Source organism: Rhodococcus sp. 14C212, assembly GCF_011058195.1.
GTDB lineage: Bacteria > Actinomycetota > Actinomycetes > Mycobacteriales > Mycobacteriaceae > Rhodococcus > Rhodococcus aetherivorans.
Window position 1 is genome coordinate 1 of sequence record NZ_JAALEH010000015.1, and the last position, 26,117, is coordinate 26,117.

Here is a 26,117-nt window from a genome sequence, read left to right on the forward strand (position 1 = left end):
CGCGGTCCTCGCGCAGCCGGACCAGTCCCGGCGCCGTCGCCGCGGCCGCCCGGGCGTCGGCGAGGGTGTGGCCGGCGCGGGCCATGCCCAGAAAGATGCTGTGCACGATCGCCGAGCGGTCCGCGCCGGGTGCCGGCGCCGCGGCCAGCAGAGCGCGGGTGGCGTCGGTGAGCGGGCGGCGCGGCCGGTCCAGGCGCGGATTGGAGACCGGATCGACGATGCGCACCGCCCCGGCGGGACGGCGCGGGGCCGGGGGGGAGTGCGGGTGCCGGGCCAGCAACCAGTCCACCACCTCCGGGGCGGTTTCGGTGTCGAGGCGGGCGAGGGCGGAATCGAGGGCGGCGCCGTGCAGGTGGGGTCGGGACTGCCCGCCGCGGCGGTGCGGTGCCCCGGGAGGCCGGACGGCGCCGGTGGCGGGGTTCGTCAAGGGCGCGGTGTCGAGGCTGGGGTAGTGCTGGCACAGGGCGTGGGCGAGTCGACGCACGTCGTCGGCGCCGGCGCCGGGGGCGGCGAGGCGCAGCCAGAGGTGCTGACCGCCGCTGGGCCCGGACCGGGTGCGCAGGTGCGGAACACCCAGCTCCGTCAGCTGCGCGGCCAGCCGGTCGGCATCGGTGCGGGCGACCTCGGGGCCGTGGCGCCCGCTGTCGAGGTCGAACGCCAGCAGGCGGTAGCGATGGTCGGCGCCGGCCAGGTAGATCGCCCACGGAAATCCGGGCGCCTGGCTGGGCATGGCCATCGTGGTGGCGTACGTGTGGGTGCGATCCGGGTCGATCCGCACCCGGGCACGCGGCGACCAGCGGCGCGTGCACACGTCGAAAAGGTGACGATTCGGGGAGGTGTCACCGGTGAGAATGGCGACACGCGCAGCGATCGTTGGCTCTGATTCAGGGCGCGATGTACCCTGAGACCTGTCCGGCAAGACAGTCCCTTCGGGGAAAGCAGTACGAGAGCCGAGTTTGGCCGCTTAGCTCTCACCAACTTTGAGGACCCTCAGCCCCGCACGGCTGGGGGTTTTCTCATGTGGTCTGCGTGTTGCTTATGAAGTTGCTGAAGCCACTTGTGAACTACGCAGACATACGAACCTCCTCCTCCTCGCGATGGCGCTGAAGCTCGCGGACGAGTAGATGGTGGCCGGTGGTCACTGCAAGCAGGTCCGCGACGTACTGGCTGATCGATTCGACCCCAGCAGCTCGGCGACCCTCCTCGAGGGCTTCGTAGACTTCGTCCGGGACGCGGGTGACCACGCGGGTACGGGCACCCTTGCTAGCCATTCCCACTGCAGTTCTCCCTCCACCGTTCAACCTGTGCCAACATGGCCGGTCGGCCCGAGCCGAGGCGATGCCTTGACCATCTTGTGACAGGTGAGGCGTAAAGCATGTCCGACACGCCCACGCCTCGACCGCCAACTCGGATTCTTTCATACTATTCGTTTATTCTTTGCCTTTGTTTAGTGATGGCTGGCGAGAGTATGGCTTGCGTTATGCTCCGGAGGTTCCGCCATCTGGCAGGGGAGGCCTGAAGGGGAGGTAGCGAGTGCTGAGACGTGGGGGCGATCGACGCGAACGGATCGCGCAGATCCTCGATCGGGTGCCCCTCGAGCCGCCGTGGACGGTCGCGGAGTTCCTCAGCTGGCTGGAAGAGGACACCGGGAAGGCGGTGGAGTTGGAGCCGTGGCCGGGCCTGTCGACGGACTTGCAGACCCGGTGCGGGCTGCTCTTCGGTGGCCCGACGCGGTACGTCATCCGCTATGACCCGGCTCGCTCCATTCGCCATCAGCGTCAGCAGATCTTTCACGAGGTCGGCCATGTGCTCGGTCAGCACCCGGGAGAGCCGTTCCGCCCGACGGAAAGCGCCCTGACCGAAGGGCTGAGCTTGGAGGGAATCGAGTACATGATGCGGCGTTCGACCTTCGACTCTCCGACCGAAGCGGAAGCGGAATTGCTCGGCACGCACCTGGCAGTGCTCAGTCGCGGTCCAATCGACCTGGACAGTCACGGTGATCTGCATCGAATCGCCGGCGTCTTCGCCCCGCTGCGATGAGCGCTCTGCTGCATCAGGAGGCCACCTCCGCGCTGCCGGAGTGGGCAAGCATCCCCATGATGGGCTTCCTCGCCCTGGTCATCGTGGCCCGGGCTCTGTTCGTCTCCGAACGTCAGCTCGACCAGCAGATCACCTGGTTGCTGGTGTGGTGGCTGGGTGCCTCGCTGCTCCGAGATGGTGCGGTACAGACCATTCTGCTGGGGGCCACACCCCTGACCTTGTCGGATATTCGCCTACTCACCCACGGTTTCGCCATGCTCGGGGCGGCCGCGATCTTCCTCATCGTCCTGGCCTACCGCAAGGTGCGGAAGATTCCGCGGCGCACGATCGTCGCGTGCTACGCCCTGATCGTGGGGTGGATGCTGGTGATGGCCTGGCTCAGTGCGCCGGCGCGCTCGACGGGTGTGGCCATCGAGGAGCTGCGCTCGGTGCGGACCGTGACGTACATGGCGATCTACGCGGCCCAGATGCCGCTGGCGGTGGCCGCGGTGGCGTACGCGTGCCTGCGCATCCTCCGCGACGGTGAGCAGAACCGGTCCACTCGGCTGTGGGCAGGACTGATCCTGGGCACCGGCGGCGTGTCGGCCTTCGATCATCTGACGCGATTCGCCAACGCCGTGTTGATGTCTGCGGAGGTGACCAACGGGTTCACCGACTGGCGCAGCCAGTCCAACGATGTGCTGTTCTTGCCGACCGCGTGCGTGTTGGCGGCTGTCGTCGCCGCTCCGGTGCTTGCGGTGGTACGGGCGAAACTGCGCAACGATCCGTCGTCGGTGGCCGTGCTGACGTTGACGCCCATGTGGCAGGACCTGTCGACCGCGTTGCCAGCCATGTCGATCGAATCGACGGGACTGCTTCCGAACAGTGTGGATCGCGAGCACCGGATGCGGATCGAGTGCGAGGACGCGGTGTTCACCCTTCTGCCGTACATGACCGAGCAGGAGCGGCGGGACGAGGCCACCCCGACGCAGCGGTGCGCCGCGATCGTCAACGCGCTCGAGCGGCGCAGAGCCGGGGCAGCGGAATCCCGCGTGGCCACGCCACGGTGGCTTGCCGACGAAGACGAGCTGCTGCGCATCGCGCAAGCATGGACCAAGCGCCCGGCCGACGCCGTGAGCGTGTGACAAGGGGAAGGAACGGCTAGTGCCGAACACGACGATTCCGCATCCGCCGCGGCGGGTGCCGTTCATCGGCGATGTCCTGGGAATGTCCAAGGAGAAACCGAACCAGACCACGTTGCAGCGGTTCGAGGAGCTGGGGCCGATCTACCGGCGCTCCATTCTCGGGACGGACCTGACCTTCGTCGGCTCCGCGGAGCTCGCTGCGCAGGTCTTCGACGACACGGTGTGGGAGAAGTACGTCGGCCGGCCTCTCGAACGGCTGCGACCGCTGGTGGCGGACGGGCTCTTCACCGCCTACAACTGGGAATCGAGCTGGGCACGAGCACACGAGGTCCTCATGCCCGGCTTCACCAAGGAGGCGATGGTCTCCTACCACGACGTGATGGTCGAGGTCGTCGACGAGCTGGGCAAGGACCTCGCCAGCGCGGACGGACACGTGCCGGTCGTGGACGAGATGGGCAAGCTCACCCTCGAGGTGATCGGTCGCTGCGGCTTCGGCTACTCGTTCGATTCGTTCGGCGGCAGCGAGCATCCCTTCGTGGCCGCGATGAGCCGAGCACTGACCTTCGCGCAGAACAGTGCGATCCCGGTGCCCTTCGTCGGTAAGTTCCTGCACCGCAAGGACGAGAAACAGAACGAGCTCGACCATGCCTTGCTGGTGGAGACCGTGGACGAGGTGATTGCGGCCCGGCAGCGGTCGGGCGAGCGCCGGCGTGATCTGCTGGACCGGATGCTGCATCCGGACGACGGCGCCGCACTCGATCCAGAGAACATCCGCAACCAGGTGCTGACCTTCCTCGTGGCCGGCCACGAGACCTCTGTCAACGCACTGAGCTTCGCGCTGCACTTCATCGCCCAAGATCCAGCGGTGGCCTCCCGGATGCGTGAGGAGGCTCGCGGGGTCCTCGGCGACGGCTCCGTCCGGTACGAGGACGTGCCGCGGTTGCGCTACACGCGCCAGGTGATCAACGAAGCACTGCGGTTATGGCCCACGGCTCCGGGTTTCTTCCGCTCCGCCAAAAAGGACACCCAGGTGGGCGGCTACGAGTTCGCGGCCGGGGAATGGGTATTCGTGCTGCTACTGGCGGTACAACGCGATCCGGCCTGGGGTGCCGACGCCGACCGGTTCAACCCGGATCGCTTCGCACCCGAGCACAACCGTAGTCGGGCACCGGAGCTGTTCAAGCCGTTCGGCACCGGCATCCGCTCGTGCATCGGCCGGCAGTTCGCCTTGCACGAGATGACCCTCGCCCTGGCGACCCTGGTGCTGCGGTTCGACATCACTCCCGAACCCGGCTATTCGCTCGAGGTGGAAGAAACCCTGACGTTGCGCCCGAAGGGCCTTCGTCTGCGCTTCACGCCTGTCTGAGTCCGCCCGTCTGCGGCGTCATCCGCTCGATTTCCGCGATGAGCCGCTCAAGGTCCTCACGCGTCAGGCTGGTGGCACGCGCGGCGAAGTGGTGCAGCCCGCGGTCCCGGATGGTGATCCACAGACGCAACCGTTGATCGATGTCGATGTCCCGGCCACCGCTCAGGCGCAGGTAGTCGCGGTCGACCTTGAATGCGTCGCACAGCGCGTCGGTGATGATGACCGGCAAAGAGGTCCGCTCTCCGGAGCGGACCTCTTCGAGCAGTTCCACCGGGACCTGCTCGCCGATGCGCTGTCCGACGATGGTGGCCACCGCTTGCAACGTCAGCTCGGGTTCGTTGCGGTGGTGGTAAAACGCGAGAAGCCGCTCGAGCTTCTGCCCGAGGGACGGGGCCAGGTAGTTCACGGACGGTCCTCCTTCTGAGCTTTGCTCCACTGTGTGACGAACGCGTGCTCTGTCGCTTCGTCGATGTCACCGGCCCGACCCGTCAGCCACCGCAGGTACAGCAGCTCGTGGGCGTCTTCGACAGACGGGGGCTCGGGAGTGCGATTGAGGTAGTCCCCGATCAGCATCTCCACCACCGGATCACCTCGCACCGGTGAGTCCGGTGCCGACTTGCGTTCGAGCTGGGCGATCAACCATGCCCGCAGGATGCGATCGACCAGCACGTCGAAGTCGGTGTTGATCCGACCCAGTTCGGCGACAAGTTCCTGGTCCTCGATCGTCCCCGCCAACCGTTCGTACCGCTTCGCGATGTCGGACAACTCGTTGACCACGGTCAGGGAGAGGGTCACCGAGTCCGCAGCGGCGTTGACCGCACTGGGAGTCGAGCGCCGTACGGACGGGATCTCCTCCAAGGGAGTGGGTTCCCCGCCGGCGAAGGCCCTCGCCGCAGATCCCTCGGTCCACTGCAGACCGGTGTCGAGGCGTCGCAGCGTACGGGCGCTCGGGGAAGCGATGGCGCCTTTTTCTATCTTGCCCGTAGTCACGTCGGACGGCCCGCCGGCTTGTTGCAGCTGGTCGAGAGTCAAGCCAAGCAGGCGCCTCCGCTCGGCAACTATTCGCGCAAAACGCGCCCGCTCGTTTGTCATCGCATCGACCTTACCGGCCAATGTCCGAATCAGACGCCTTCGGTACCTCGAAGGAGCTGGGGCTTTGCGACGCTCCACGTCAACCTTCACCGCCACCTCCTTCGCTAAAGCTGGATCATTTTTTGCTTTTATTTCGAACTCCTCAAGTATATGCTTTGCTTCTGTTTTGCGAAGGGGGATTTTGTGCCGGTCCCGAACCAGGGCGGCCGTCTCGGAGGACCGGGGCCTATGAAGGGCTGTGCGACTCACAGCAGTGCAGCGCCCTGTGGCGTACCGGTTCTGGGGTGCAGGGCTTCCGCACAAGCTCTGCACCCGAGAGCCGGAACGGCGGGGTGATCACTGCGGGTCTTGAGGATCGACTGCTCGAGGGACGGAGAGAGATGAAGGGTTGGGGTACGCCGACTGTGGCCACCGTCGTCACCACGGCTGCGGTCATGGCTGGTGTGGGTGGTCTGGTCCCGGTGCACGCGCAGACGAATTGGCTCGACGGGCTGGTCGATGGGTGCCCGGATCTGTACGTCCTGGGGATGCAGGGCACCACGGAGTCCTCACCGGATGCGCCGGTGAAGGTCGATACCGGGATGCTGTCGAACATCATGGGTCCGATGCTCGACCAGGCCCGTGAGCTGGGCGCGAGCGTCGATCGGGCCTATGTGCCGTATCCGGGTTCGTTCGGGGGCCTGACCCCCGGGGGCTCTGACTCGTACGTCGAGTCGGTCACCGAGGGGGAGGAGAACCTGTCCCTGGCGGCGCAGAGGGTGCTCGAGCAGTGTCCGTCGGCCAAGCTCGCGGTGGTCGGCTACTCCCAGGGCGCTCACGCGGCCTCGAACTTCCTGCGGTCGGTCGGCCAGGGCACCGGAGCGGTGCCGGCCGGCGTGGTCGCGGCCGGTGCGCTGTTCGGCGCGCCGACCCGCAGCGCCGGCTCCGGGCTGTTCCCCGGCACCTCGCAGAGCGCCCCGTCGCCGGTTCCCGGCACCACGGGCGAGACGGTCAAGGCGCTGTCGTCGGTGGCGTTCACCGCCCCGGACGGCGGCGGCATCGGCCCCGTCGCCGATCTGACCGAGGACTACGGCGGCCTCTCGGGTCGGGTGTCGTCCTGGTGCCAGACCGGTGATCTGGCGTGCGATGCCCCGGCGAACGCGCCGATCGTGCGGGCGGTGGTCAACGTCGCCGGGCAGGTCGAGGTCGGCGGTGATCCGTTCGTCGCGGTCGCCACGGTCGGCCGGGCACTGGCCTCGACAGCGTTCACCACCGCCGTCGATGTGGTCAACGAGGACATTGCGGCTCCGAAGAACGCCCTCGAGGCGGTGTCGATCCAGCCGAAGAAGACCATCTCGCAGCGGTTGGCCGAAGCCTCCGATCCGCGGGCCACACCCCCGACCGGGCAGGAAGTGACCGCGGCATTGATGAAGGTCGGGCTGATCGGCCTCAACGCCGCTGTCACGGTCGCCAAGAAGGTGCTCACCCCGGAGACGATCGCCGCGGTCGCGGCGGTCGGGCTGGCCAACCCGGCCGCGGCATTCGGGGTGCTCGCCGCCAAGACGGTCGGTGTGCTGCCCGAGCTGGTTCCGCCTGCGACCTCGCAACGCCTCGTGCGCCAGGCGTTCCAGGTCGTGGCGAACGAGGTCGAGGCCAACCGGGACGCCTTCGATCTGGTGGCGATGACGACGCTGCGCAACGTCGCCACCGAGCACGGCTCCTACGGGTCGGTCCCGGCCACCGCCAGCGGGCAGGCCCCGACACGATTCGTCGCGTCCTGGCTCGCTGCGGCGGCAGCCGACCTCGACGCCGCCACCTCCTCGGCGTCGTCCACGTCCGCGACCACGACGAAGACGGTGACCTCCACGTCGACGGCTCCGAGCACCTCGCCGGCCCCGACCACCACGCCGACCCGGCCGACGACCACCTCCGAGACCGTCTCGACCACGCCGTCGCAGACGGTCGCCTCCACCACCTCGGCACCGGCTGTGACCACGACGCATGTGGTCGAGGCGGGACCGACGGTGCTCGAGCAGGGCGGCGTCTCGGCCGCCGCACTCAACTGATTCCACGCCCCGACACACACGAGAGAGAGAGAAGCGATCATGAGCACACATCGCAGGGCTTCGCGGCTCGCCAAGGCGAGCGTCGTGCCCGCCACGGCCGCAGCGATCGTGGCAGCAGGGTCGGGGCTGGCCTCGGCCGCTCCGGTCGAGCTGCCCTCGCAGGGCGGGGTGACCACCCCGGCCCCGTCCACCCAGGGCGGGACCACCAGCGCCCCGAAGCCGGCCCCGGCTCCTCCGGCCAAGCAGATCTACTGGACCCCGCCTCCGGCGCAGCAGCGTCAGTACGCGCCGCTGCCGGACTACAACTACGACACGAACCGTTACGAGCGGCAAAGCGCTCCGCCGCCGATCGACCCACTGGCGCTGCGGGCGCCGCAGCCGGTCACCCCGGAGCCGATCTACCTCGCTCCGCCGGAGAAGATCATGATCGGCGATATCCACGTCAACCAGCCGAACTGGGTCACCGACGACGACCGGGAGCGCACCAACAACACCGCCGGTCTGATCCGCTCCGAGGTCGCCACCTTCTACACCTCGGTCGGTGTCGATGCCAGCCGTGCCGATCGGGTCGCTGCTGCGCAGATCGGTGCGACGGTGGCCGGTGCCGCGGCCGGCGCTGCGGCCGGGGCGGTGCCCGGCGCGCTGATCGGCGGCACCCTCGGCGGTCTCGCCGGGGCTGCGGCCGGGGGTGTGGTGCCGCTGCCGATTCCGGTGCTGCCCGCGGTGACCACCGGGGTGGCCGGGACCGCGGCGGGCGCAGCGATCGGCGCTGCGGTCGGCGCGGTCCCCGGCGCGGTGGTCGGCGGGGCGGCCGGTCTGGCGGCCGGAACCGCGTTCGGTGCCGGGGACGACGAGGGCCAGCCCATCGAGGTGCAGCTGCCGGATGTGCACCAGGAGGCGCTCACCGAGCAGGCCGATGCCACGGTCGAGCAGTGGCGCTCCTCCGGTCCGGTTGGGCAGGCCGCGGCCGACGCCGTGCGCAGCGTCGTGACCACCGCTCCGCAGGTCGATTCGCAGGTCCGCGAGTGGGTGAAGGTCCAGCCCGGTGGCGAAGGTGTCGTCGCGGGAGCGGACACCGTGCTGACCACGTTCTTCGACGGTTCGGCCGGCACGGCCGCCGAGATGATCTCGACCGCGGCCGCGGACGGCATCGACCCGGCCTGACCTGCCCGAACATCTCGCCGGTGGGGGCGGGTAGCCCCGCCCCCACCACCCGACGACGGAGGACACATTGTCGACCGGCAATCGAGGACAACTCTTCCCGGACGTGACCGAGCGGTACGGGCCGGAGCCGACTGCGAGCGACGAACGAGAGACCGGATCGGTGCACTTCCCGATCCCGGACGAAACCCTCGACGCCGCGGGGGTGCCGGCATCGGACCTCCACCCGGTCGATGCGGCCTGCGTCCCCGAACAGCCTGCTACCGACGACGAGTCGGTCATCCAGACCGACCTCGAACCGATCGTCGCTGCCGAACCCGCAGCCGAGATCTACCCGGCCCCGGTCTATCCTGCCGATCACTCAGCCCACGGCCCTGCCGGATACGACGATCAGAACCCGGCCGACGACGAGCACGGCGGGGCCGGATACGGCGATACGGCGACCGAGGTCGACCCCTATGCAGGCGCCCCGGAGTGGGTCCGCGCCCACCTTCCCCGTGGCCCGCTGATGATCCCCGAACGCACCCGTGGGGGATTGAAGTCCGCGATCGGCCGTGCCCGACCTGCTCGCCCGACCCCTGCCGCAGCTCCGGCTGCGGCTCCGGTCGAGGTCGTCGAGGAGAGGACCGCCCAGCCGGTCACCGACAGCGCCTCTGCGGCCGCGACGGCCCGCCCCGATCGATCCCGCACCTGGATGCTCGTCGGCGGCGGTGTCGCGGTGCTGGCGGTGGTCTCCGCGGCGGTGGTCACCGCAATGACGGGCACCACCGACGAACCGCAGGTGCCGCCGCTGCCCTCGCCGACGCCGGTGTCCTCGTCCCCCACCACCTCGACGTCGACGGTCGCGGCTCCGGCGTGGTGCGCCCCGGTCACCGAGCCCGGCCGGGTCGTCGGCAACGGTCCCGGTGGCCGCGACACCGGCCCTGCGGTGATCCAGGCGTTCGAGTACGCCTACTACGTCGAGCGGGACGGCACGGCCGTCGCGGAGCTGATGGTCCTGCCGGGCACCGATATTCAGTCGTTCATCGACGCCGTTCCGGTCGGGACCGAGCACTGCGTGAGCGTGCTGCCGACCGAGGACCCGAACCGCTGGTCGGTCGATGTGCTGCTCAAATTCCCGCCCGTGGGAGACGAAGGCATCCACAAGCAGTGGATCACCACCCTGCCCGCCGACGGCGGGTTGAAGATCGCGAACGTGGAGAACCGATGAACAACGTTGTCGCACTGCGTCGTAGCCCGAAACTCGAGCAGCCCGAACACCTCTCGACCATCGTGGTGGCCAGCTCCGGCGCAGCGGCGGCGACCACCACCTGCTTCGGCCTGGCCACCGCCCTGCGCCTGGGCCTGGGCGCCGACGTCGCCGCGATCGACGGCACCTTCGGCGGCGGCAACCTGCTCGACCGGGTCGGTGTCGAACCGATCGACCCGGCCCGAGCTATCCGGCAGCTCGGCTCGCGCATGGCCGTCAGCAGCGCCGGGGCCGTCGTCGTCGGCCACGGCGACGCCACGGACACGGCGCTGGTGGACAGCCTGCTCGGCGACCGGCATCTGGCCCGCATCCACGACGTCGGAACAGCGTTGCGCTCGCGGCGTCTGGCCCCGTTGCTCGAGGCCGGGGCCGCGATCGTGATCGTCGCCCCGCCCCGCGCCGAACCGCTGGCCCGGATGCGTGCCGGCCTCGAATGGCTCATCGGCACCTACGGCCGCGGTGTGCTGGCGCGCACGGTGGTGTCGATCTCGCACCAGCTCCCGCACCGCCTGGTGGATCTGGCCCCGATCCGAGAGCACCTGGCCCCACGGGTCGCCGGATTCGTCGAAGTGCCCTTCGATGCGACCTTGGCGCGGCCGGGCACCGTCGATCACCGCCGCCTGTCGGCCGCCTCGATCGACGCCTGGACCGACGTGCTCGACGCCCTCGGCCGCATCGAGGCCGGCCAGCACGACACCGATCACCAGGCCGGGGCGGGGGAGCCGGCATGAACACCCGCGAACGCACCAGCGTCGAGGTGAGGGTCGATCCGTACCCGGTGACGGCGCCCGGACCGGCGGTGTGGCTGCTCGGTGCGCACGGCGGGGCCGGGGTCTCCACCCTCGCCCGGTACTGGGACTTCGCCGGCGACGCGAAGCGCCAGTGGCCGTGCGGTGACGCCCGGGAGACCGAATCGCCGTATGTGGTGGTGGTCTGCCGGGAAACCATCCAGGGCCTGTCCAGCGCCCACGATCTGATCCTCGAGCACCGCAACCGCGGGTTGGCGTGCGAGCTGCTCGGCCTGGTCACCGTCGCGAACGCGCCCGGTCAGCCCCCGAAGGAGGTGCGTCAGCTGCGCTCGATCGTCACCGGCGCGGTGGCTGCGCACTGGGCGATCGGCTGGCACCGCTTCCTGGCCTCGGCGGCCCGGTCGAGCCTGCCCACCTGGCGCGCCCTCGACGGCGTGCCGATTCAGACCAAGGGAGCCGTGATCGCCGTTCCCGAGGACGTGATCGCTGCCGGCGTCGGCATCGTCACGGCACTCCAATCCGCCCTGCCGACCGTGTGGTCGGGGCAGTAGCCAGCACCTTCGAGCAAAGGACATTTGCATGTTCCAGACAGTCGTGGACACCGCGATTCTCGCGCAAGGCGCCGTGAATTTCGACATCAACCCGGAGGTGCCGCCGGGCGCGAACGGCCTGCTCAAGCTGCTGAACTGGCTGCTGTGGGGCGTCACGCTCGCGTGCGTGGCGGCCCTGATCTTCTCGGGCGGGAAGTTCGCATGGGAGAAGTGGCAGCACGGGAGCGGGGACTCACCGAAGATGCTCGTCGGTGCCCTCATCGGCGCGATCGTCGCCATCTCCGCCAACCAGATCCTCAGCGCCGTCACCAGCGCGGCATAAGGCGGGGCGATCGATGCAGGTGTCCGCACAGGGCGTGGTCAGCCCGCCCCCCGACGTCCTCGACGGTCTCCAGACGCTCCTGGGCTACGCGGCCGGGATCGTTTTCCTCCTGTGTGTGGCCAAGGTGATCTTCGTCGGCGCACGCCTGGCCTGGGACCACAAGCACGGGGCCGGACTCGAATCCCCCACCGCCGCGGAGTTCCTGGCGGCGAACATCGGCGCGATCCTCGCCGGCGGCGTGGCCGCCACCCTCGCCACGATCCTGCTGGCCACCGCCCAGGGGCCCCAAGCCCACCAGCTCGGAGGCGGCCATTCCCCGACCGTCATCGACCAGCTCGAACAGCTCCAGCAACAGCAACAGCAACAGCAACCCGACAGCGAGGAGAACGAACGATGATGCGTCGGTGGGCGCGAGCCGCGGTGGTCGCGGTGGCGCTGGTGGCCGTGAGCTGCGGGGGATCGGAGACGACCGAGACCGCAGGGTCGATCACCGACCCGCCGCAGATCAGCCGGTGGGTCACCGTCGGTGGCATCGAGGTGCCGATCGGCACCACCGACGGACCGCGAGGCGGCGAGTGGGAGCCCTTCGCCGGGTTCAGCCACACCCCGCAGGGTGCGGCCCTGGCGGCGATCACCCAGTCGGTGCAGCTCGCCACCGCGTCCGATCGGACCTGGCCGACGATCCTCTCGGGGGTGGCCGCCCCCGGCGAAGGCCGCGACCTGTACGCCGCCCACCGCGCCCTGGTGGAGTTTTCGGGCACCGATCCCGAGATGGTGCCGACCATCGTCGGCTACACCCTCGCCGACTACAGCGACACCGCCGCCACCGTCGATGTCATCCAGCGGTTCTCCGACGACTCGCTCGCCTCCGCGACCACCCAGGTGGTGTGGATCGACGACGACTGGCGGCTGAACCTGCCCAGCAACGACACCGCCACCATCACCGCCCTCGACGCGCTGCCGTCGGAGCTGGTCGATCTCGAGGAGACCCGCAAGTGACCGAACCCCACACCACCGGCCCCACCGGCGAGAAGAACACACCCTCACTCGAGGGCGCCGAGAACGAGCACGCCTCGGCAGCAACGAAACTCACCATCGGATTGGCGGCAGTGGCCGTCATCGTCGTCGTCGGTCTCGTGGTCAGCATCGTGATGCTCTTCCGCGGCGACGACGCCGAACCGCTGGTCTCGCTCGACCCGACCACCGACAACGGGGCCACCGCCCGACTCGACGACCTCCAGTTCATGCCGGAACCCGTCTTCGACAAGACCAACCGCATCATCTACGTCCCGCTCGACCCCCACGGGGTGATCCTCTCCGACACCCTCGCCAGTACGAACCGGCCCGTCGAGCAGGCACCGAGTGGGGTGATGCTCCAGCGCATCCACGGCAACATGGATCTTCCGTTCTCGACCTCCGACGGCCCCACCGGGTTCACCGACAGCGGTGTGGCCACCGGGTTCGCGCGCACGGCGCAGGGAGCGGCGCTCGCCGCGGCCCACTACTTCGGGTATGCGTATGCAGGCGAGAACCGGTTGGAGATGGTCACCGAGGCTGGCCTGGTGTCGGACCCGAAGGGGGAGTTTTCGCATCTGGGGATTGCCGACGACACACCGGCTTCGGTGATGCCGATGGTCAACGTGTCGTTCCATCCCGATCTGACCCTGGTGAAGTTCGGCTACACCGTCGAGCGTCCCGACGGGTCTACCCAGATCGCGGTCTCGAAGATTCCGATGGTGTGGCGTGAAGGCACCGGATGGGTCCTCCAAGCCGATTCCACCGCCCTGGGTATCGAGTACGAACCGCTGTCGGCCGACGGGTGGCAGCAATGGTGGTGAACCGCAGCCTGCTCACCGGCATTCTTCGGCTGGTCGCCGTCGTCTGCGCTGTTGTAGTAGTCGGTATCGGCACGGCAAGTGTGGCATTCGCACAGGACACGGAGCCCTCAGGGGACTCGTCCGGCGGCAGCATCGACAGTGCTGAGGTCGAGGGGCAAGACGACGAGGATTCGAGCCTCAACCCGCTGGAAACCGGCGTCGGAGCATTGACCTGCACATCTGGCGGAATGCTGGCCAGCACGGTAGGTGGCTGGCTTGCCACCCAGATTGCCGATGTGGACATCCCCAGTTGCGCGGATGCGGCCGGCAACGTCGTCGATGCCGGTGTCGGCAAGCTCGAGGAAGTGGCCGGCGGTGTCGCGGAGGGCGCGGTCGAGAAGACCGCGCTGTGGATCGGCAATGCCGGTGTGGCGGTGTTGAAGTTCGCGCTGGGATGGTGGATCACCGGCACCGAGATGGACGGAGGCACCTTCCAGGACACGGTCGCGACGGTCAACGACTACACCTTCTACATCCAGGTCGCGGCCTTGTCGTTGTCGCTGATCCTGCTCGGCGGCCGGTTGGCGCTGGCCCGCTCGGGGGCGATCCGCGACACCTCGGAAGAGGGCCTGAAACAACTGGCCCGCGCTGCGGTGCTCGCCGGGGGAGCCACGACGATGATCGTGCTCGGCACCCGCCTGGCCGATCAGATTTCGGCGTGGTTCATGGACAGCGCGGTCGGTTCCGATCCGTCCCGCCTGGCCGAAGCGATGGTCTCGATCTACCTGTACGCGGGGCCGGCCGGCGTCGGTTTGCTGTTCCTGATCGGCCTCATCGGGATGCTCGGCGGCTTGATGATGGCGTTTTTGATGCTGCTGCGCACCGGCATCCTCGTGCTCATGGCCGCGGCACTGCCGATCGCGGGTGCGGCCGGAGGCACGAAGGTCGGCAGCCAGGCGTTCGAGAAGATGCTGGCCTGGACGATCGCTTTCCTGCTGGTCAAACCGGTCGGGGCGTTCGTGATCGGGGTCTCGGCGATCCTGTTCCTCGAGGCCACCCCCACGATCACCGATCCCGAGAACGGGGACGGGTTCATGGCCCTGTCCGGGGTCATCACCTTGTGCGCCGCAGCCCTGGTGCTCCCGGCCCTGATGCGGCTGATCGTCCCGAACGTCGGCGCACTCGGTGGCGGCGGCAGCGGCATGGCAGCCGCGGCCGGTGCGGCGGCGGTCGGCGCGAAGGTCGGCGGGATGATCGCCACCGGCGGTGCCAGCGGCGCAGCGTCCGGAGCAGCGACCTCGACGTCCACCTCGACGAGCATGGGCACCCCGCCCAGCGGCGCACAGACCGGCGGCGCACCGTCCGGTTTCGGTGCAGCAGGCGGGGGACCGGCCGGCAACCAACAGGGCACCCCCTCCGCGGGCGGTGCCGGTGCGGCTCCGCAGGGCAACTCCTCGGGCACCCCTGGTGGCGGCGGGAACGGTCAGCCCGGCGGCAACACCTCCGGCACTCCCGGCGGCGGATCCTCCGGTGATGCGGCGGCCGCGGCTGTGGTGGCGTCCGGTGCCGGTCAGCAGTTCCACCGAGGGGGCTTCGAGCAGTGAGCGACGAGAAGACCTACAACACCTACGGCAACTGGCGCCGGCCTCGGGAGACCGGCATTCTCGGTGCCACTTTCGGCACCTCGATCGCCGCGATCGCCGCTGCGGCCCTGGTCATCATCACGGGTCTGTTCTTCGGCCTGAAGATCACCGTGCTGCTGGCGATCCCGGTGATCGCCTGCTTCATCCCCCTGGTCATCTCCCGCGACGGGCGGTCCGGTTACGAAAGGGCACTGATGCGACTGCAGTTCTGGCGGGCACGCCGTCGCGGTGAGCACACCTACGCCTCGGGCACGTTCTCCCGCGTTCCCGGGCGGGCGTACCGGCTTCCCGGTGTGCTCGCCGACACCGAGCTGTACGAGGGCATCGACTCGGACGGGCGCACCTTCGGGATGATCCACATGCCCAGCCGGGGTGCCTACACGGTCGTCTTCGACGCCTACCCGCAGGGTGCGGAGGCCGTCGATCAGGACGTGATCGATCACTACGTCGGTAACTGGGCGCAGTTCCTGTCCGCGGCGGGGGAGACCTCGGACATCCTCGCGGTGGTCACCACCGTCGAAACCCTGCCCGAGACCGGCATCGAGCTGTACGAGACGGTGCACCAGAACACCCGCGCCGACGCCCCGCAGCTGGCCCGCGATGCGGCCTACCAGCTCGCCACCGGGCTGACCACGGGCGGGATCCGCCTGGCTGCGCGGATCGCGATCACCTTCGAGGCCCAGACCACCGAACGCAGGCAGGACCCCTCCGAGCAGGCCGTCGAGCTCGGCCGTCGCCTGCCCGCCCTGACGGCGTCGGCGGCACGGGCCGGTGTGCCGTGCTCACCGATGGATGCCGACGAGGTCATGGCGTTCGTGCGCCGCTCCTACGATCCGGCCTCGCTCGTCGATGTCGAAGCCGGCCTGCACTCTGGCGACGGCACCGGCTTGAGCTGGGAGGACTGCGGCCCGCGCACCGCACTCGAAAGCCCGGACGGCGGCAAATACGTCCACGACGGCGCGGTGTCGGTGACCTGGGAGATGCGCGAAGCCCCCAAGGGCGCGGTCACCGAACGGGTGCTGCAAAGGTTGCTGGCGCCGAACGACGCGGTCCCGCTCAAGCGGGTCTCGGTGCTCTACCGGCCGCATTCGGCCGGCGATGCCACCGACATCGCCGACCGCGACTACCGCAACGCGATCGCCGAAGCCCACGCCGGCTCGCTCAAGAACGGCTCGATCGCCTCGGCGAAGTCCCAGATCGAGGTCGCGGCGACCGCGCAAGCCCGGATGGAGCAGGCCCGCGGCGCGGGCATGGTGCGCTTCGGGGTGCTCATCACCGTCACCGAACCGGCCGGCAGCGCCGATGTGCCGAAGATCGACGCCCTGGTCGAGGACCTCTCGCGCCAGAGCCGGCTGACGATCCGCCGCTCCTGGTGCTGGCAGGCCGCAGCGTTCGCGGCCTGTCTCGGTGTCGGGGTCATCGCCCCCGACCACACCACCATTCCCAGCTTCCTCAGCAATTGACACGCAAAGGGCTATAGGCATGAGTGCACGCAACGCCACGAGATCGTCGCGGCTGCTCACCGCGGAGAAGATCGCCAAGACTCTGCTGTCGGACGAAGAGCTCTCCCGCCTCGAAGAGCAGGCCGCCACCGCAACCGGGCTCAAGAAGGCATGGAAGAAAAGCTTGGTCACCCGCCAGTACAGTCGCCGGGCGACGGTGGAGCGGTTGACCCGAATCAACACCGACGGCTTCGACCGCCAGGTCGCCGATCTCGACGCCCGCGGGTTCGACGGGGCCGGCGGGGGCCGGATGTCCACGGTGATGCCCCCGGTCGAATACCGCGGCACGAGTGTGCAGGTCGCCGGGATCTACCCGTGGATCGTCGGCGCGAAGGCCCCGCTGCTGGGCACCCCGCTCGGCCGGCACCTGACCACCGGAGCCGCAGTCGGTTTCGATCCGCTCTACGCCTGGAAGATGAAGGCGATCACCGCCCCGTCGTGTTTCATCTGCGCCCTCAACGGCTTCGGCAAATCCACCCTGCTGCGCCGCATCGCCCTCGGCGACATTGCCCGCGGCACGCTCGTACTCGTTCCCGGCGACGTCAAACCGGACCTGCGGGTACTCGCCGAGCAGGTCGGCGGGCAGGTCAGCGAGGTCGGCTACGGCACCGGCGCGATCAACCCGCTGGGCCGCGGCCCGATCGGCGACGCGATCGTGAGGCTGCCCGCAGGCTCCCTCGAACGGGAAAAAGCCGAGTTCGCGCTGCACGCCCGCCAGCTCAACATGATCTGCGCGCTGCTCGAAATCGTCCGCCGCGGCCGGCTCGAGGACTTCGAGGAAACCCTGCTCGCCTCGGCGATCCGGCTGCTCTACGCACCCGGCTCGCAGTTCGACAACGATCACGCGGCCCGGATCGAGGACCTGCTGACGCTGATCGCCTCCGGCCCGGACGAGCTGAGGGACGACGCGGTGGCCGACACCGACGAGGAATACCGCGGCCAGATCAAACCGCTGCTGCGCTCGCTGCGCGCCTTGGTCAAGGGCCGGTTCGGGGAGACCTTCAACCGGCACAGCACCGTGCGCATCGATATCACCAAGCCGATGGTGGACCTGGACATGTCCTCGGTCCCGCCGGGGGACGAGCTGATGCGGGCCGCGGTGCTGCTCGCCGGATGGAACGAAGCATTCGCCGCCGTCGAAGCCGCCCACATTCTGGTCGACAACAAGGTGCCCGGGGCGAAGTCGATCGCGGCGCACATCATCTTGGACGAGGTGTGGCAGGTGATCCAGACCGGCAGCTCGGCGGTGGCGCGGCTGGATGCGGTGCAGCGGTTGCAGCGGTCGATGGGCGTGGCGATGACGCTGGTCACGCACTCACTGGCGGACTTCGAGAAGGTCGGCGCGCTGGGCATGATCGAACGCTCCCGCGCCCGGATCATCGGCCCGGTCCCCGAAGCCGAACTCGACCGCCTCGGTAAGTTCATGAAGTTCTCGCAGGCAGAACGCGCGATGGTCACCGGCTGGGCCAACGACACCACCTCCTCGGTGGACGAGAAGAAGGCACTGCGCCAAGCCCGTCGCCGGGTGGCGGGGGGAGACGACGGTGAACCGGTGACCGGTACGCGCACCGCGGCCGGTGTCGGGCACTTCCTGCTCAAGCTCGGTGAAGGCGCGACACCGGGCACCCCGTTCAAGGTGTGGGTGCCCCAGGCGGAGAAGGACGCCGGGATTCACGACACCGATGCCCGGCTGCGGGCCGCCGACGAAGACCGGGGCACGGAGTTCGCCGCATGAGCCGGCGTGGCCGTCCCGGCACTCGCCGGTACACCGTGGTCGACGAGCGCACCCGTGAGGCCGCGATCGAGGCGGTCCTTCAGCGCATGCAGGCCGGGGACAGCTTCACCGCCGCTACGCGAGCCGCCGCTGCGCAGCTCGAGGTGGCGGAGACGACGGTGCGGGGCTGGGTCAACCGCTCCGGCCGGCGTCCCCGCCGCACCGAACGCGATGTCGCCGCATTGGAAGCGGAGCTGGCGTTGGCGCAGGAGCTGAACCGGGCGTTGGCGCGCACGCACGGGGTCGTGGCCGAGGGTCTGAGTCTGCGGTGACAGGCAAGGGGGGCACCGGGCTGATCGCGCTGATCCTGGCGCTCGTCCTCGTTCCGTTCTTCCTGCTCCTCGTGCTGGTGATGGGGATCCAAGACGAGCAAGACCGTCAGGCCGGCACGACCTGCCTCGGCCCCGGTAGTGGTCTCGGGTCGGGGGACCGGCTCGCCCCGAGGGGCTCGTTCGTCAAACCGGTCGATCCCTCCGCCGTCACCTTCACCTCCGGGTTCGGTGAGCGGTGGGGGACCCAGCATCAGGGCATCGACCTGGCCGGCGCCGTCGGCACCCCCATCTACGCCTCGGCCGACGCGGTGGTGCGCCATGCCGGCCCCGCCAGCGGGTTCGGGCAGTGGGTGGTCCTCGACCACACCCGCGGCGGTCAGCTCGTCTCCACCGTGTACGGGCACATCGACACCTACAGCGTCGAAGTCGGTGAGCAGGTCCGCGCCGGGCAGCAGATCGCCACCCTCGGCAACCGCGGGGAATCGACCGGCCCGCACCTGCACTGGGAACTCTGGCCCGGCGGCTGGGGCACCGCGGCGGTGGACCCGCTGCCGTACTACGACTCCGCCCCCGCACCGGGACAGTCCTCGGCCGGGCCGACCACGCCGGTGCCGCCGGCCCCGTCCCAGGGGAATCTGGCGCAGCCGTTGCCGCCGTCGGCCGGCTCCGAGCAGGGCCTGCAGGTCGATGCGAAGAAACTCGCTCGGGCGATGCAGCTGCGCTTCGGCGACCGGATCGCGGGCCTCGGCGGCTGGCGCCCAGGCGGTGGTTACGCCACCGATCACACCGAGGGCCGGGCTGTGGATGTGATGATCCCGAACTACCGCTCCGGCGACGGGGTGGCCCTCGGGGACGAGATCACCGACTACGTCCTGGCCAACGCGGCGTTCTTGGGCGTCGAATACGTGATCTGGCGGCAGACCTACTACCCCGCCGGCGGTGCCCCCAGCCTGATGGAGGACCGCGGCAGCGAAACCCAGAACCACTACGACCACGTGCACATCAGCGTCCGGGGGCAGGGCACCGACGAGAGGTTGGTGTCGTGGGGAGCGCTGCCCGGCGGCAGCGGCAACGCCACCGCCGCGGCCGCCGACTGCCTCATCTCCGGCGACGGCGTCGGCGACAGCCTCGCCGACGGCACCGTGCCGGACGAGTTCGCGGTGTGGCTCGAGCGGGCCGGGTCGATCTGCCCGCAGATCACACCGCCGCTGCTCGCCGCGCAGCTCGCCGCCGAGAACGGCTTCCGCCACGGCACCGACGCCCCGGTGTCGGTCACGGGAGCGAGGGGACCGGCGCAGTTCATGCCCGGCACCTGGGCGAGCTACGGCCAGGACTACGACGGCGACGGGAAGGTCGATGTGAACAGCATCGGCGATGCGGTCCTGGCCCAGGGCCACTACATGTGCACCCTCGCCGCCACCATCGACGGCGCGATCGCAGAAGGCACGGTCGCCGCCCCGAACGGACGCACCGAGCTGTACCTGGCCGGCTACAACGCCGGCGAAGGCGCGGTCCTGAACTCCGGGGGCTTCCCGACCGGGCACACCGACTACGTGGTCCAGACCCGCCCCTACGCCGACACGATCCTCGCCGCCGAACCGCAGTACCGGGCGATGAGCAACCAGTGAAAAGAGGTAAGCCCGTGAGGATCACATGCATCACCGTCGCGGCGATGTGCACCGCGGCCGCCGTCGCGTTGGCGGGCTGCGGCAGCGACACCCCCAGCGACCAGCACGTTCATGAGGGCAGCGACGACCATCAGGTGATCGAGCCGCTCTCGCCCCAGCAGATCGACGCCGACGACACCGCGCTCACGGCGATGCAGATGATCCTGTCCTGGCAGCCGGCGATCGACGAGAGCAAGGCCGACGCGCTGATCCGGGCCACGGCGTATCTCGGCGGGGACCTGCTCGCCGTGGCCGAATCCGGCACCCGCGCCGAGGTCCGCCCGGATGCGGACTGGCAGCAGTGGGCGGCGTCGAAGGACGCGGTGGCCGCGACCTGTGTGCGGGCCGACTCGACCCCGGCCGCACCGGCCGGGATGCGCACCCTCGTCATCGACCTGACCTGCACCCAGACGGTGCTGCACGCCGGCGGGCGCAGCACCCGCCTGACCCCACAGCTCTGGCGCACCACCGTCACCCGCACCGACGACGGCTGGCGCCTGACCGACTACCGATACCAGCAGTAGAAGAGGCGCACGACCATGGCACAGACGCGACGCGACCGGCCCCGCACCTCCTCCAGCGCCGACGAGGTGATCCTCACCGCGTTCCCCGCCCTGGTGGTCGCGGCGTATCTGCCGACGATCGCCTACAACACCGGCGGGGGAGAAGACCCCACCTGGAATCCGATCGGCCTGCTGTTCGCCCTGGGGTTCGGGGCGACGAGCTGGCCGGCAGGCGCAACCATCGTCCTCGGCGTCGAACTGGTCCTGCTCGCGGTGCTCGCCGTACTCGTGTGGTGGGCGCTGCGCCGGTTCGGGGTGCTCGAGAACCTTCAGGGCACACGCTTCGAGAAGCAGATCGATCGTCTCGCCAAGACGATGGTCGACCCAAAGGAGGTCGACGAGGCCGACCCGACGTACCTCGCGGCCAGCACCGACCGGCTCGCCCCGGCGATCCCGAAAGATCATCCCGGCTACCTCGGCATCCCCCTCGGGCACACCGTGGTCGGGGGTCGCACCCTGCGGATGACCTGGGAATTCGTGGCGATCGCGTTCGCCGGCGCCCGGATGGGCAAATCCGCCGGCTTCGCGATCCCGGCGATCTGCCACGCCCCCGGAGCGGCGCTGGTGGCCTCCAACCGCGGTGACGTGTTCTCGCACACCGTCGGTCTCCGCCGCACCTGCGGCCGGGTGTGGGTGTTCGACCTGCAAGGGGTGACCACCGGCAACCGGCAGCAGCGGGCGAGCTTCTGGTTCGACCCGCTGCGCACCGTCACCGACCTACCTTCCGCTGCGGCGGTGTGCGGCTACTTCATCTCCGCCGCCACCGACGCCGGCGCCCGCGTCGATGCCTACTTCGACGGCAACGCCCGGGACCTGTTCGCCTCCTACCTGCTCGCCGCCGCCCTGGCCGGCGGGGACATTAGGCATGTAGTCGAGTGGCTGACCCACACCCAGTCGCAGATCCCGCCGGCGGTGCTCGAGCAGCACGGCTACCCGGAGCTGGCGCGCACGATGCGCGGCAAGCAGGCCGTCAACGCCAAGCAGCGCGACGGCTTCTACGACATGGCCCGCCGCTTCCTCGCCCCGCTGGACGAGCCTCGCTACGCCGACGCGGTCCTGCCGAACCGCCGGGTGGTCATCGGCACCGACGCCCACGGCCGGGTCACCGTCACCCCCGGTCAGCACATCCACGACCTGCCGGAGTTCATCGCGGAAGAGTTCGCCCGCCGCACCGACACGATGTACGCGATGTCCAAGGACGGCCCCGGCTCGTCCTCGGCGATCTCGAGTGCCCTGGTCGGGCAGATCCTGAGCTGCGCCGAGGAATACTCCGAACAGCAGGACTCGGAACGGATGCCGCTCCCCTTCACCGCGGTGCTCGACGAGGCCGCCAACATCTGCAAACTCGAGGACCTGCCGCGCTGGTACTCGCACTTCGGTGGTCGCGGGATCATCCTCATCACCTTCTTCCAGTCCCCCTCCCAGGGGGAGAAGGTCTGGGGCCGCGAAGCGTTCAAATCCATGGTCGATGCGTGCAGCGTCATCTGGTACGGCGGGAACGTCGAAGACGACGGGTTCCTGTCCGGTCTGGTCGATGCCGTCGGCACCCACTACGTCGACACCGAATCCCGCAGCCGCCCCGCCGGCTTCCTCTCCACCGGTCAGGCGAGCGTGTCGAGCAGCTGGCAGAAGGAAACCATCTTCGAAAAGCGGGACCTGCGGGCACTACCGAAAACCCGGGCCCTGATCACGATCGGCGGTACTACCCCGATCCTGGTCCGCAAGGCGTTCTGGGGGAACTCCGAGTTCGCCGACCAGATTCGCCGGTCCCAGCGCGAGAGCACGCAGCGTGTCGCTGGGCAGCAGAAGGAACTTCCCGTCGACCTACGGGACCGGTCCGCACCCGCCGCGAACACGCTGGGGATGGAGTCGCAGGACAGCTGCGTTCCGGAGCCGGCCACCGGGGCGCCGACCGACAAGTCATCTCGTGCCGATTCTCTCTTCCACTCCGAATTCCTCGCGAAGGACTGACCATGGTTGATCTCGCACCAGCCGGCTCCGGCGCATGGGATGCAGGCAACGACGCGCTCGACGGTGAGGACGTCGAGGACGACCTCGAACCCGCGGATGAGTTTGAGGACGACACACCCGAGAAGGCTCGCAGCGAACCCAAGTTCGCGAACGTCGTGGAGTTCGTCCAGGGCTTCTTCCTGCCGGTGATCCGGCGCAGGATCAGCGACAACGACGGCGGCCTGTCCTGGGACCCGCGGTGGTGGGCCTACCCCGAGGTCGTCGCCCGGCTGACCGCTCTGCACCAGGCATGGGAAGAAGCCCGGGTGTCCGACTCCGCCTCGGCGATGTCCTCGTGGTGGATCCAGCACCTCGAACCGCACCTGCGGGTCATCCTCGACGGTGACACCGGACCGATGGCCAACGCCAAGTCCGAACGCAGCTTCATGGGCTGGCCGGCCATGCCGGCCGATCCCGTACCCTCAGCCGTCCTCGACGCAATCTTGAAGCAGAACGACAGGTGAGAGCGCTGAATTTCTTGGAGGCCCATCTGACATCGGTTCGATATCCGAACCGATCGTGCACCGTCCAGCCGCCGATTCAGGATTTGACATCATCAATTCCTTAGCAGCGCTCTCAGAGGATGGATCCGAATGCCCGACGTGTCCCAAGTGAACGACCCCAGCTCATCGCGCACACGACGGCAGTGGTTGGACAGGAGGTGCAGTTCCGTCGACCCGCAAGCACTCGAGAAGCACGAGAAATCGGTCGTGGCACCGGACCACCCGATGCCGGGCCTCCACGGTGTGCTGGCGGTACTCGTAGGGTTCTTTGTCTTCGGCTATGGACTGCAAAAAGGCATCCCCCTTGTTGACGGCCTGGCCGTGCTCCTGGTGTTTGTGGGAGTGGCCCTGCTGGCACTGGTTACGTTCGGTGTGGCTGCGATCGTGCCGATCATGCTCATCGACTGGGTACAAGCGGAGAGCAACGGCCGCTGGGCTGGAGGCGACCTACATCCCGAGGCGCGGAGTGCGCGGCAGGCGATGGCCCTGTCGATGGTGATAACGGACAAGATCCGAGCCTCCTCCGCATGGACGTCAAAGGTGTTCGACGAGCACCGGGCACGGATCGATCTGGATGCCGCGCAACGGGATATCGTCAAACGGGCCGCCCGAATCGACGCCGCGGCGGCGCAGCTACCCAAGGGCATTACCCAGGCCAGTTCGGAGGTTAAAGCGGCGGCCGCACCGCACGTACACGCAATGTCCGTTGCCACCGACGCGCTGATCGGTCGGGTTATGGCACTCGACAACTACCGGACTGAGACCGATCGCCTCGCTGCCCTGCTCGAGGACTTGGCACGCACGGAACGGGAAATGAAGACCCTCCACAGGATCGACGCGCTCGATCCCAACATGTTCGACGAGCTCTACCGCGATGCGGGCATTAACGACTGGCACGCCGACCAAACGCAAAGCAGCGCGAGCAAGGTCGCCGAGATGCACCGCGCCGTCCAATGCCAGGTACAGGCACTAAGAGAGCTGTCCACCGCAGCTAGCCTGCCTATTGCGATCTCCCGGAACTGATCGACCGTCAGCAGCGGATCACGAGGGGGGCCTGGCATACCTGAGCCCTGACACACACCGCCACGCTGCCGGGACCGCCCGGGTCACGTAAGAACGCTCGCCGGCTCGGACAGCGGAGTTCTCGGTGGGGTCTGCTGCAAACTTCTCTGGAGCGTCCGGTCCCTATGTGTCGGAGTGCTCTGTCGCGGACTCGTAGTTGAGGACGCCGTCGCAGCGGGTGGCGACCCGCTGGATCAGTTCGCCGCTGGTGTAGTCGTCGACGAGCAGTTCGACCGAGTGGATTTCGGCGGTGAGGGGGTGGTCGAAGGCGGCGCGGGCATTGGCCGCGCAGATCGTGCCACCGCCGTCGTCCGGGTACAGGGCAGCGATGACCACGGCAGGGGTGAACCGACCACCGAGGCCGTCGTCGGAGTGTTGCCGACCGTCCCACCAGCGTTGCTGGGCTTGCTCCTGGGCGCGTTCGCGGGGGACTTCGACGTCGATGATGGTGAACCGGTCGTAGCCTGCTGCGCCGAGTTGCCGCAGCAGGCGTTCACCGAGTCCGGGCCAGCTGAAGGTGCCTTCGATGACGATGTTCTCCCCGCGCTGCATGCACACCTCCTGCAGGGCGTCGAGGATCTTCGTCGATTCGGTGTGCACGAGGGTGGCGAGTTCGCGGGGCATGACGGTGCCGCCGTCGGGCAGGGTCATCTCGAGGATGCTGCGGTAGATGCCGGTGTCGAGGGCGTCACGGATCAGGTAGTCCTTGACCCGGTCGGCGTCGAGGACTCGCCAGCCCTGCCCGGCGAGGCCGTGGCGTTTGATGCTGGTGGACTTGCCGGCACCGGGCACACCGGCGGTGGCGAGGGCGCAGAACTGCCCTTCGAGGACGACAGTGTTCTGTTCGGCGAGGTAGCTGTCGATGATCCGGTCCACTGTGCGGCGTCGGTGCGGATCGGTGGCGTAGAGCCGGTGGGAGGCGGTGGCGCCGTTGCGGTCGAGGGTGCCACCGCCCGCGCACATGCGCTCGAGGACTGCTGCTGTCGCTGCCCGCAGATCCGCCACTATGCGCGTCCCGCGGCTTCTCGCCGGGCGGCGGTGACTCGCAGAAGATGCCGGTAGTCCTCGTCGGAGAGCAGGTCACCGGCGCGTTCGATCTGGTCCCAGGTGCCCGGCAGGTAGACCTCACCGGTGGGATCGGTTTTCCCGAACGTGTAGTCCCACTTCTCGAGTTCGCGCATCATCGCCGCGTGGTCGATCATCCCCACGGCGTATTCGAGGAGCACCTCCCGTGGGCTGCGCTCGCACACTTCCGGGGCGAGCCGTGCGGTTTTGGCCAGACGGCTGACCTCGGGTTGTTCGACGCCGATCTCTTCAGCGATGCGACGCTGCGTCCATCCGGCCTTGACGGCGTCGTGGACGGCGCGAAGCTTGAGGATTTTCGCGAGTTCGTTGCGTGCAGGTACCGCTCGCAGTCGGCGTTCGATCTCCGGTTCGAATGCAACTGACACAGAAACCGCCTCCTCAACTGGTATTATACGAAATTGTATCAGCCTGGTTCCTATGTGTCCCTGCCGTAGGGGCACCCATCCACTGTCCAGCCCGACCACGCGGCACACCGTCTGCAGCAGCCCGCACGTTGCAAGGACATCAGAGCGCATCCCG

General features: G+C 68.7%; 26 protein-coding genes and 1 pseudogene. 21 read left to right on the plus strand and 6 right to left on the minus strand.

The features are described from left to right. A pseudogene (locus G6038_RS09595) lies at positions 1-778 on the minus strand (hypothetical protein); the annotation flags it as partial. A 286-nt stretch (positions 779-1,064) separates the two neighbouring features. Next, positions 1,065-1,271, minus strand: a complete 207-nt coding sequence (locus tag G6038_RS09600) for a hypothetical protein (protein ID WP_165037451.1) — start codon at positions 1,269-1,271, stop codon at positions 1,065-1,067. 316 nt (positions 1,272-1,587) lie between these two features. Here G6038_RS09600 and G6038_RS09605 point away from each other — a divergent pair, with 316 nt between their 5' ends. From G6038_RS09605 to G6038_RS09615, 3 genes are read left to right on the plus strand one after another with little or no spacing between them, the layout of a single operon-like run. After that, positions 1,588-2,040: a hypothetical protein gene (locus G6038_RS09605; RefSeq protein WP_346772783.1), complete on the plus strand. Its 453-nt coding sequence runs from the start codon at positions 1,588-1,590 to the stop codon at positions 2,038-2,040. Next, complete coding sequence (locus G6038_RS09610) at positions 2,037-3,164, plus strand: DUF6545 domain-containing protein (protein ID WP_165037453.1); 1,128 nt, start codon at positions 2,037-2,039, stop codon at positions 3,162-3,164. Before G6038_RS09605 ends, G6038_RS09610 begins: the two co-directional genes overlap by 4 nt. Positions 3,165-3,183: 19 nt before the next feature. Beyond that, positions 3,184-4,530 (plus strand): cytochrome P450, encoded by a 1,347-nt coding sequence (locus G6038_RS09615; protein WP_165037454.1) that lies wholly within the window; start codon positions 3,184-3,186, stop codon positions 4,528-4,530. Here the strand turns inward: G6038_RS09615 and G6038_RS09620 are convergent. Together G6038_RS09620 and G6038_RS09625 are read right to left on the minus strand one after the other, a co-directional pair. Continuing rightward, positions 4,517-4,936, minus strand: a complete 420-nt coding sequence (locus tag G6038_RS09620; protein WP_165037455.1) for a hypothetical protein — start codon at positions 4,934-4,936, stop codon at positions 4,517-4,519. The genes G6038_RS09615 and G6038_RS09620 overlap by 14 nt on opposite strands. Next, positions 4,933-5,712 (minus strand): helix-turn-helix domain-containing protein, encoded by a 780-nt coding sequence (locus G6038_RS09625; protein ID WP_165037456.1) that lies wholly within the window; start codon positions 5,710-5,712, stop codon positions 4,933-4,935. Before G6038_RS09625 ends, G6038_RS09620 begins: the two co-directional genes overlap by 4 nt. A gap of 290 nt (positions 5,713-6,002) precedes the next feature. On the opposite strand from G6038_RS09625, the gene G6038_RS09630 reads away from it, so the two are divergent. From G6038_RS09630 to G6038_RS09715, 18 genes are all read left to right on the plus strand, one after another. Further along, positions 6,003-7,667 (plus strand): cutinase family protein, encoded by a 1,665-nt coding sequence (locus G6038_RS09630; protein WP_165037457.1) that lies wholly within the window; start codon positions 6,003-6,005, stop codon positions 7,665-7,667. A gap of 39 nt (positions 7,668-7,706) precedes the next feature. Then, positions 7,707-8,831, plus strand: a complete 1,125-nt coding sequence (locus G6038_RS09635) for an insoluble domain protein (RefSeq protein WP_206024516.1) — start codon at positions 7,707-7,709, stop codon at positions 8,829-8,831. Positions 8,832-8,934: 103 nt separating this feature from the next. Continuing rightward, positions 8,935-10,038: a hypothetical protein gene (locus tag G6038_RS09640; protein ID WP_165037458.1), complete on the plus strand. Its 1,104-nt coding sequence runs from the start codon at positions 8,935-8,937 to the stop codon at positions 10,036-10,038. Continuing rightward, positions 10,035-10,808, plus strand: a complete 774-nt coding sequence (locus tag G6038_RS09645; protein ID WP_165037459.1) for a hypothetical protein — start codon at positions 10,035-10,037, stop codon at positions 10,806-10,808. Before G6038_RS09640 ends, G6038_RS09645 begins: the two co-directional genes overlap by 4 nt. Then, the gene (locus G6038_RS09650) at positions 10,805-11,377 is read left to right on the plus strand and encodes a DUF6668 family protein (RefSeq protein ID WP_165037460.1); all 573 of its coding nucleotides are present in this window, start codon (positions 10,805-10,807) and stop codon (positions 11,375-11,377) included. The genes G6038_RS09645 and G6038_RS09650 overlap by 4 nt, the downstream gene beginning before the upstream one ends. Positions 11,378-11,405: 28 nt before the next feature. Beyond that, entirely contained in the window at positions 11,406-11,699 is a 294-nt protein-coding gene (locus G6038_RS09655) for a hypothetical protein (protein WP_059175100.1), read from the plus strand. 13 nt (positions 11,700-11,712) lie between these two features. Beyond that, the gene (locus G6038_RS09660; RefSeq protein ID WP_165037461.1) at positions 11,713-12,096 is read left to right on the plus strand and encodes a hypothetical protein; all 384 of its coding nucleotides are present in this window, start codon (positions 11,713-11,715) and stop codon (positions 12,094-12,096) included. Then, complete coding sequence (locus G6038_RS09665; protein WP_165037462.1) at positions 12,093-12,698, plus strand: hypothetical protein; 606 nt, start codon at positions 12,093-12,095, stop codon at positions 12,696-12,698. The genes G6038_RS09660 and G6038_RS09665 overlap by 4 nt, the downstream gene beginning before the upstream one ends. Continuing rightward, a complete protein-coding gene (locus G6038_RS09670; RefSeq protein ID WP_165037463.1) occupies positions 12,695-13,537 on the plus strand; it encodes a hypothetical protein in 843 nt (280 codons plus the stop codon). The genes G6038_RS09665 and G6038_RS09670 overlap by 4 nt, the downstream gene beginning before the upstream one ends. Beyond that, on the plus strand, positions 13,528-15,120 hold the full coding sequence (locus G6038_RS09675) for a hypothetical protein (protein WP_165037464.1): 1,593 nt from the start codon (positions 13,528-13,530) through the stop codon (positions 15,118-15,120). Before G6038_RS09670 ends, G6038_RS09675 begins: the two co-directional genes overlap by 10 nt. Further along, positions 15,117-16,622 (plus strand): SCO6880 family protein, encoded by a 1,506-nt coding sequence (locus G6038_RS09680; RefSeq protein ID WP_165037465.1) that lies wholly within the window; start codon positions 15,117-15,119, stop codon positions 16,620-16,622. Before G6038_RS09675 ends, G6038_RS09680 begins: the two co-directional genes overlap by 4 nt. A gap of 19 nt (positions 16,623-16,641) precedes the next feature. Continuing rightward, complete coding sequence (locus tag G6038_RS09685) at positions 16,642-18,396, plus strand: ATP-binding protein (protein ID WP_165037466.1); 1,755 nt, start codon at positions 16,642-16,644, stop codon at positions 18,394-18,396. Further along, complete coding sequence (locus G6038_RS09690; protein ID WP_165037467.1) at positions 18,393-18,707, plus strand: hypothetical protein; 315 nt, start codon at positions 18,393-18,395, stop codon at positions 18,705-18,707. Before G6038_RS09685 ends, G6038_RS09690 begins: the two co-directional genes overlap by 4 nt. After that, positions 18,704-20,335 carry a M23 family metallopeptidase gene (locus tag G6038_RS09695; protein WP_165037468.1) on the plus strand — a complete coding sequence of 544 codons (1,632 nt, stop codon included), beginning with the start codon at positions 18,704-18,706 and terminating at the stop codon, positions 20,333-20,335. Before G6038_RS09690 ends, G6038_RS09695 begins: the two co-directional genes overlap by 4 nt. Positions 20,336-20,349: 14 nt before the next feature. Further along, a complete protein-coding gene (locus tag G6038_RS09700; protein ID WP_165037469.1) occupies positions 20,350-20,898 on the plus strand; it encodes a hypothetical protein in 549 nt (182 codons plus the stop codon). Between the two features lie 15 nt (positions 20,899-20,913). After that, positions 20,914-22,908, plus strand: a complete 1,995-nt coding sequence (locus G6038_RS09705; protein ID WP_165037470.1) for a TraM recognition domain-containing protein — start codon at positions 20,914-20,916, stop codon at positions 22,906-22,908. A gap of 2 nt (positions 22,909-22,910) precedes the next feature. Continuing rightward, positions 22,911-23,411 (plus strand): DUF4913 domain-containing protein, encoded by a 501-nt coding sequence (locus G6038_RS09710; RefSeq protein ID WP_165037471.1) that lies wholly within the window; start codon positions 22,911-22,913, stop codon positions 23,409-23,411. Between the two features lie 129 nt (positions 23,412-23,540). Beyond that, on the plus strand, positions 23,541-24,473 hold the full coding sequence (locus G6038_RS09715) for a hypothetical protein (protein ID WP_165037472.1): 933 nt from the start codon (positions 23,541-23,543) through the stop codon (positions 24,471-24,473). A 162-nt stretch (positions 24,474-24,635) separates the two neighbouring features. Here the strand turns inward: G6038_RS09715 and G6038_RS09720 are convergent, their stop codons facing one another. Both G6038_RS09720 and G6038_RS09725 read right to left on the minus strand, forming a co-directional pair. Then, entirely contained in the window at positions 24,636-25,517 is an 882-nt protein-coding gene (locus G6038_RS09720; protein ID WP_346772784.1) for a zeta toxin family protein, read from the minus strand. Further along, on the minus strand, positions 25,517-25,963 hold the full coding sequence (locus G6038_RS09725; protein ID WP_346772785.1) for a hypothetical protein: 447 nt from the start codon (positions 25,961-25,963) through the stop codon (positions 25,517-25,519). The genes G6038_RS09720 and G6038_RS09725 overlap by 1 nt, the downstream gene beginning before the upstream one ends. Positions 25,964-26,117 lie beyond the last annotated feature (154 nt).

Coding starts and splice junctions, on each gene's coding strand:
- G6038_RS09600 (WP_165037451.1), bottom strand. CDS start 1,271: ATGGCTAGCAAGGGTGCCCGTACCCGCGTGGTCACCCGCGTCCCGGAC.
- G6038_RS09610 (WP_165037453.1), top strand. CDS start 2,037: ATGAGCGCTCTGCTGCATCAGGAGGCCACCTCCGCGCTGCCGGAGTGG.
- G6038_RS09630 (WP_165037457.1), top strand. CDS start 6,003: ATGAAGGGTTGGGGTACGCCGACTGTGGCCACCGTCGTCACCACGGCT.
- G6038_RS09635 (WP_206024516.1), top strand. CDS start 7,707: ATGAGCACACATCGCAGGGCTTCGCGGCTCGCCAAGGCGAGCGTCGTG.
- G6038_RS09645 (WP_165037459.1), top strand. CDS start 10,035: ATGAACAACGTTGTCGCACTGCGTCGTAGCCCGAAACTCGAGCAGCCC.
- G6038_RS09650 (WP_165037460.1), top strand. CDS start 10,805: ATGAACACCCGCGAACGCACCAGCGTCGAGGTGAGGGTCGATCCGTAC.
- G6038_RS09655 (WP_059175100.1), top strand. CDS start 11,406: ATGTTCCAGACAGTCGTGGACACCGCGATTCTCGCGCAAGGCGCCGTG.
- G6038_RS09660 (WP_165037461.1), top strand. CDS start 11,713: ATGCAGGTGTCCGCACAGGGCGTGGTCAGCCCGCCCCCCGACGTCCTC.
- G6038_RS09665 (WP_165037462.1), top strand. CDS start 12,093: ATGATGCGTCGGTGGGCGCGAGCCGCGGTGGTCGCGGTGGCGCTGGTG.
- G6038_RS09675 (WP_165037464.1), top strand. CDS start 13,528: ATGGTGGTGAACCGCAGCCTGCTCACCGGCATTCTTCGGCTGGTCGCC.
- G6038_RS09685 (WP_165037466.1), top strand. CDS start 16,642: ATGAGTGCACGCAACGCCACGAGATCGTCGCGGCTGCTCACCGCGGAG.
- G6038_RS09690 (WP_165037467.1), top strand. CDS start 18,393: ATGAGCCGGCGTGGCCGTCCCGGCACTCGCCGGTACACCGTGGTCGAC.
- G6038_RS09705 (WP_165037470.1), top strand. CDS start 20,914: ATGGCACAGACGCGACGCGACCGGCCCCGCACCTCCTCCAGCGCCGAC.
- G6038_RS09710 (WP_165037471.1), top strand. CDS start 22,911: ATGGTTGATCTCGCACCAGCCGGCTCCGGCGCATGGGATGCAGGCAAC.
- G6038_RS09715 (WP_165037472.1), top strand. CDS start 23,541: ATGCCCGACGTGTCCCAAGTGAACGACCCCAGCTCATCGCGCACACGA.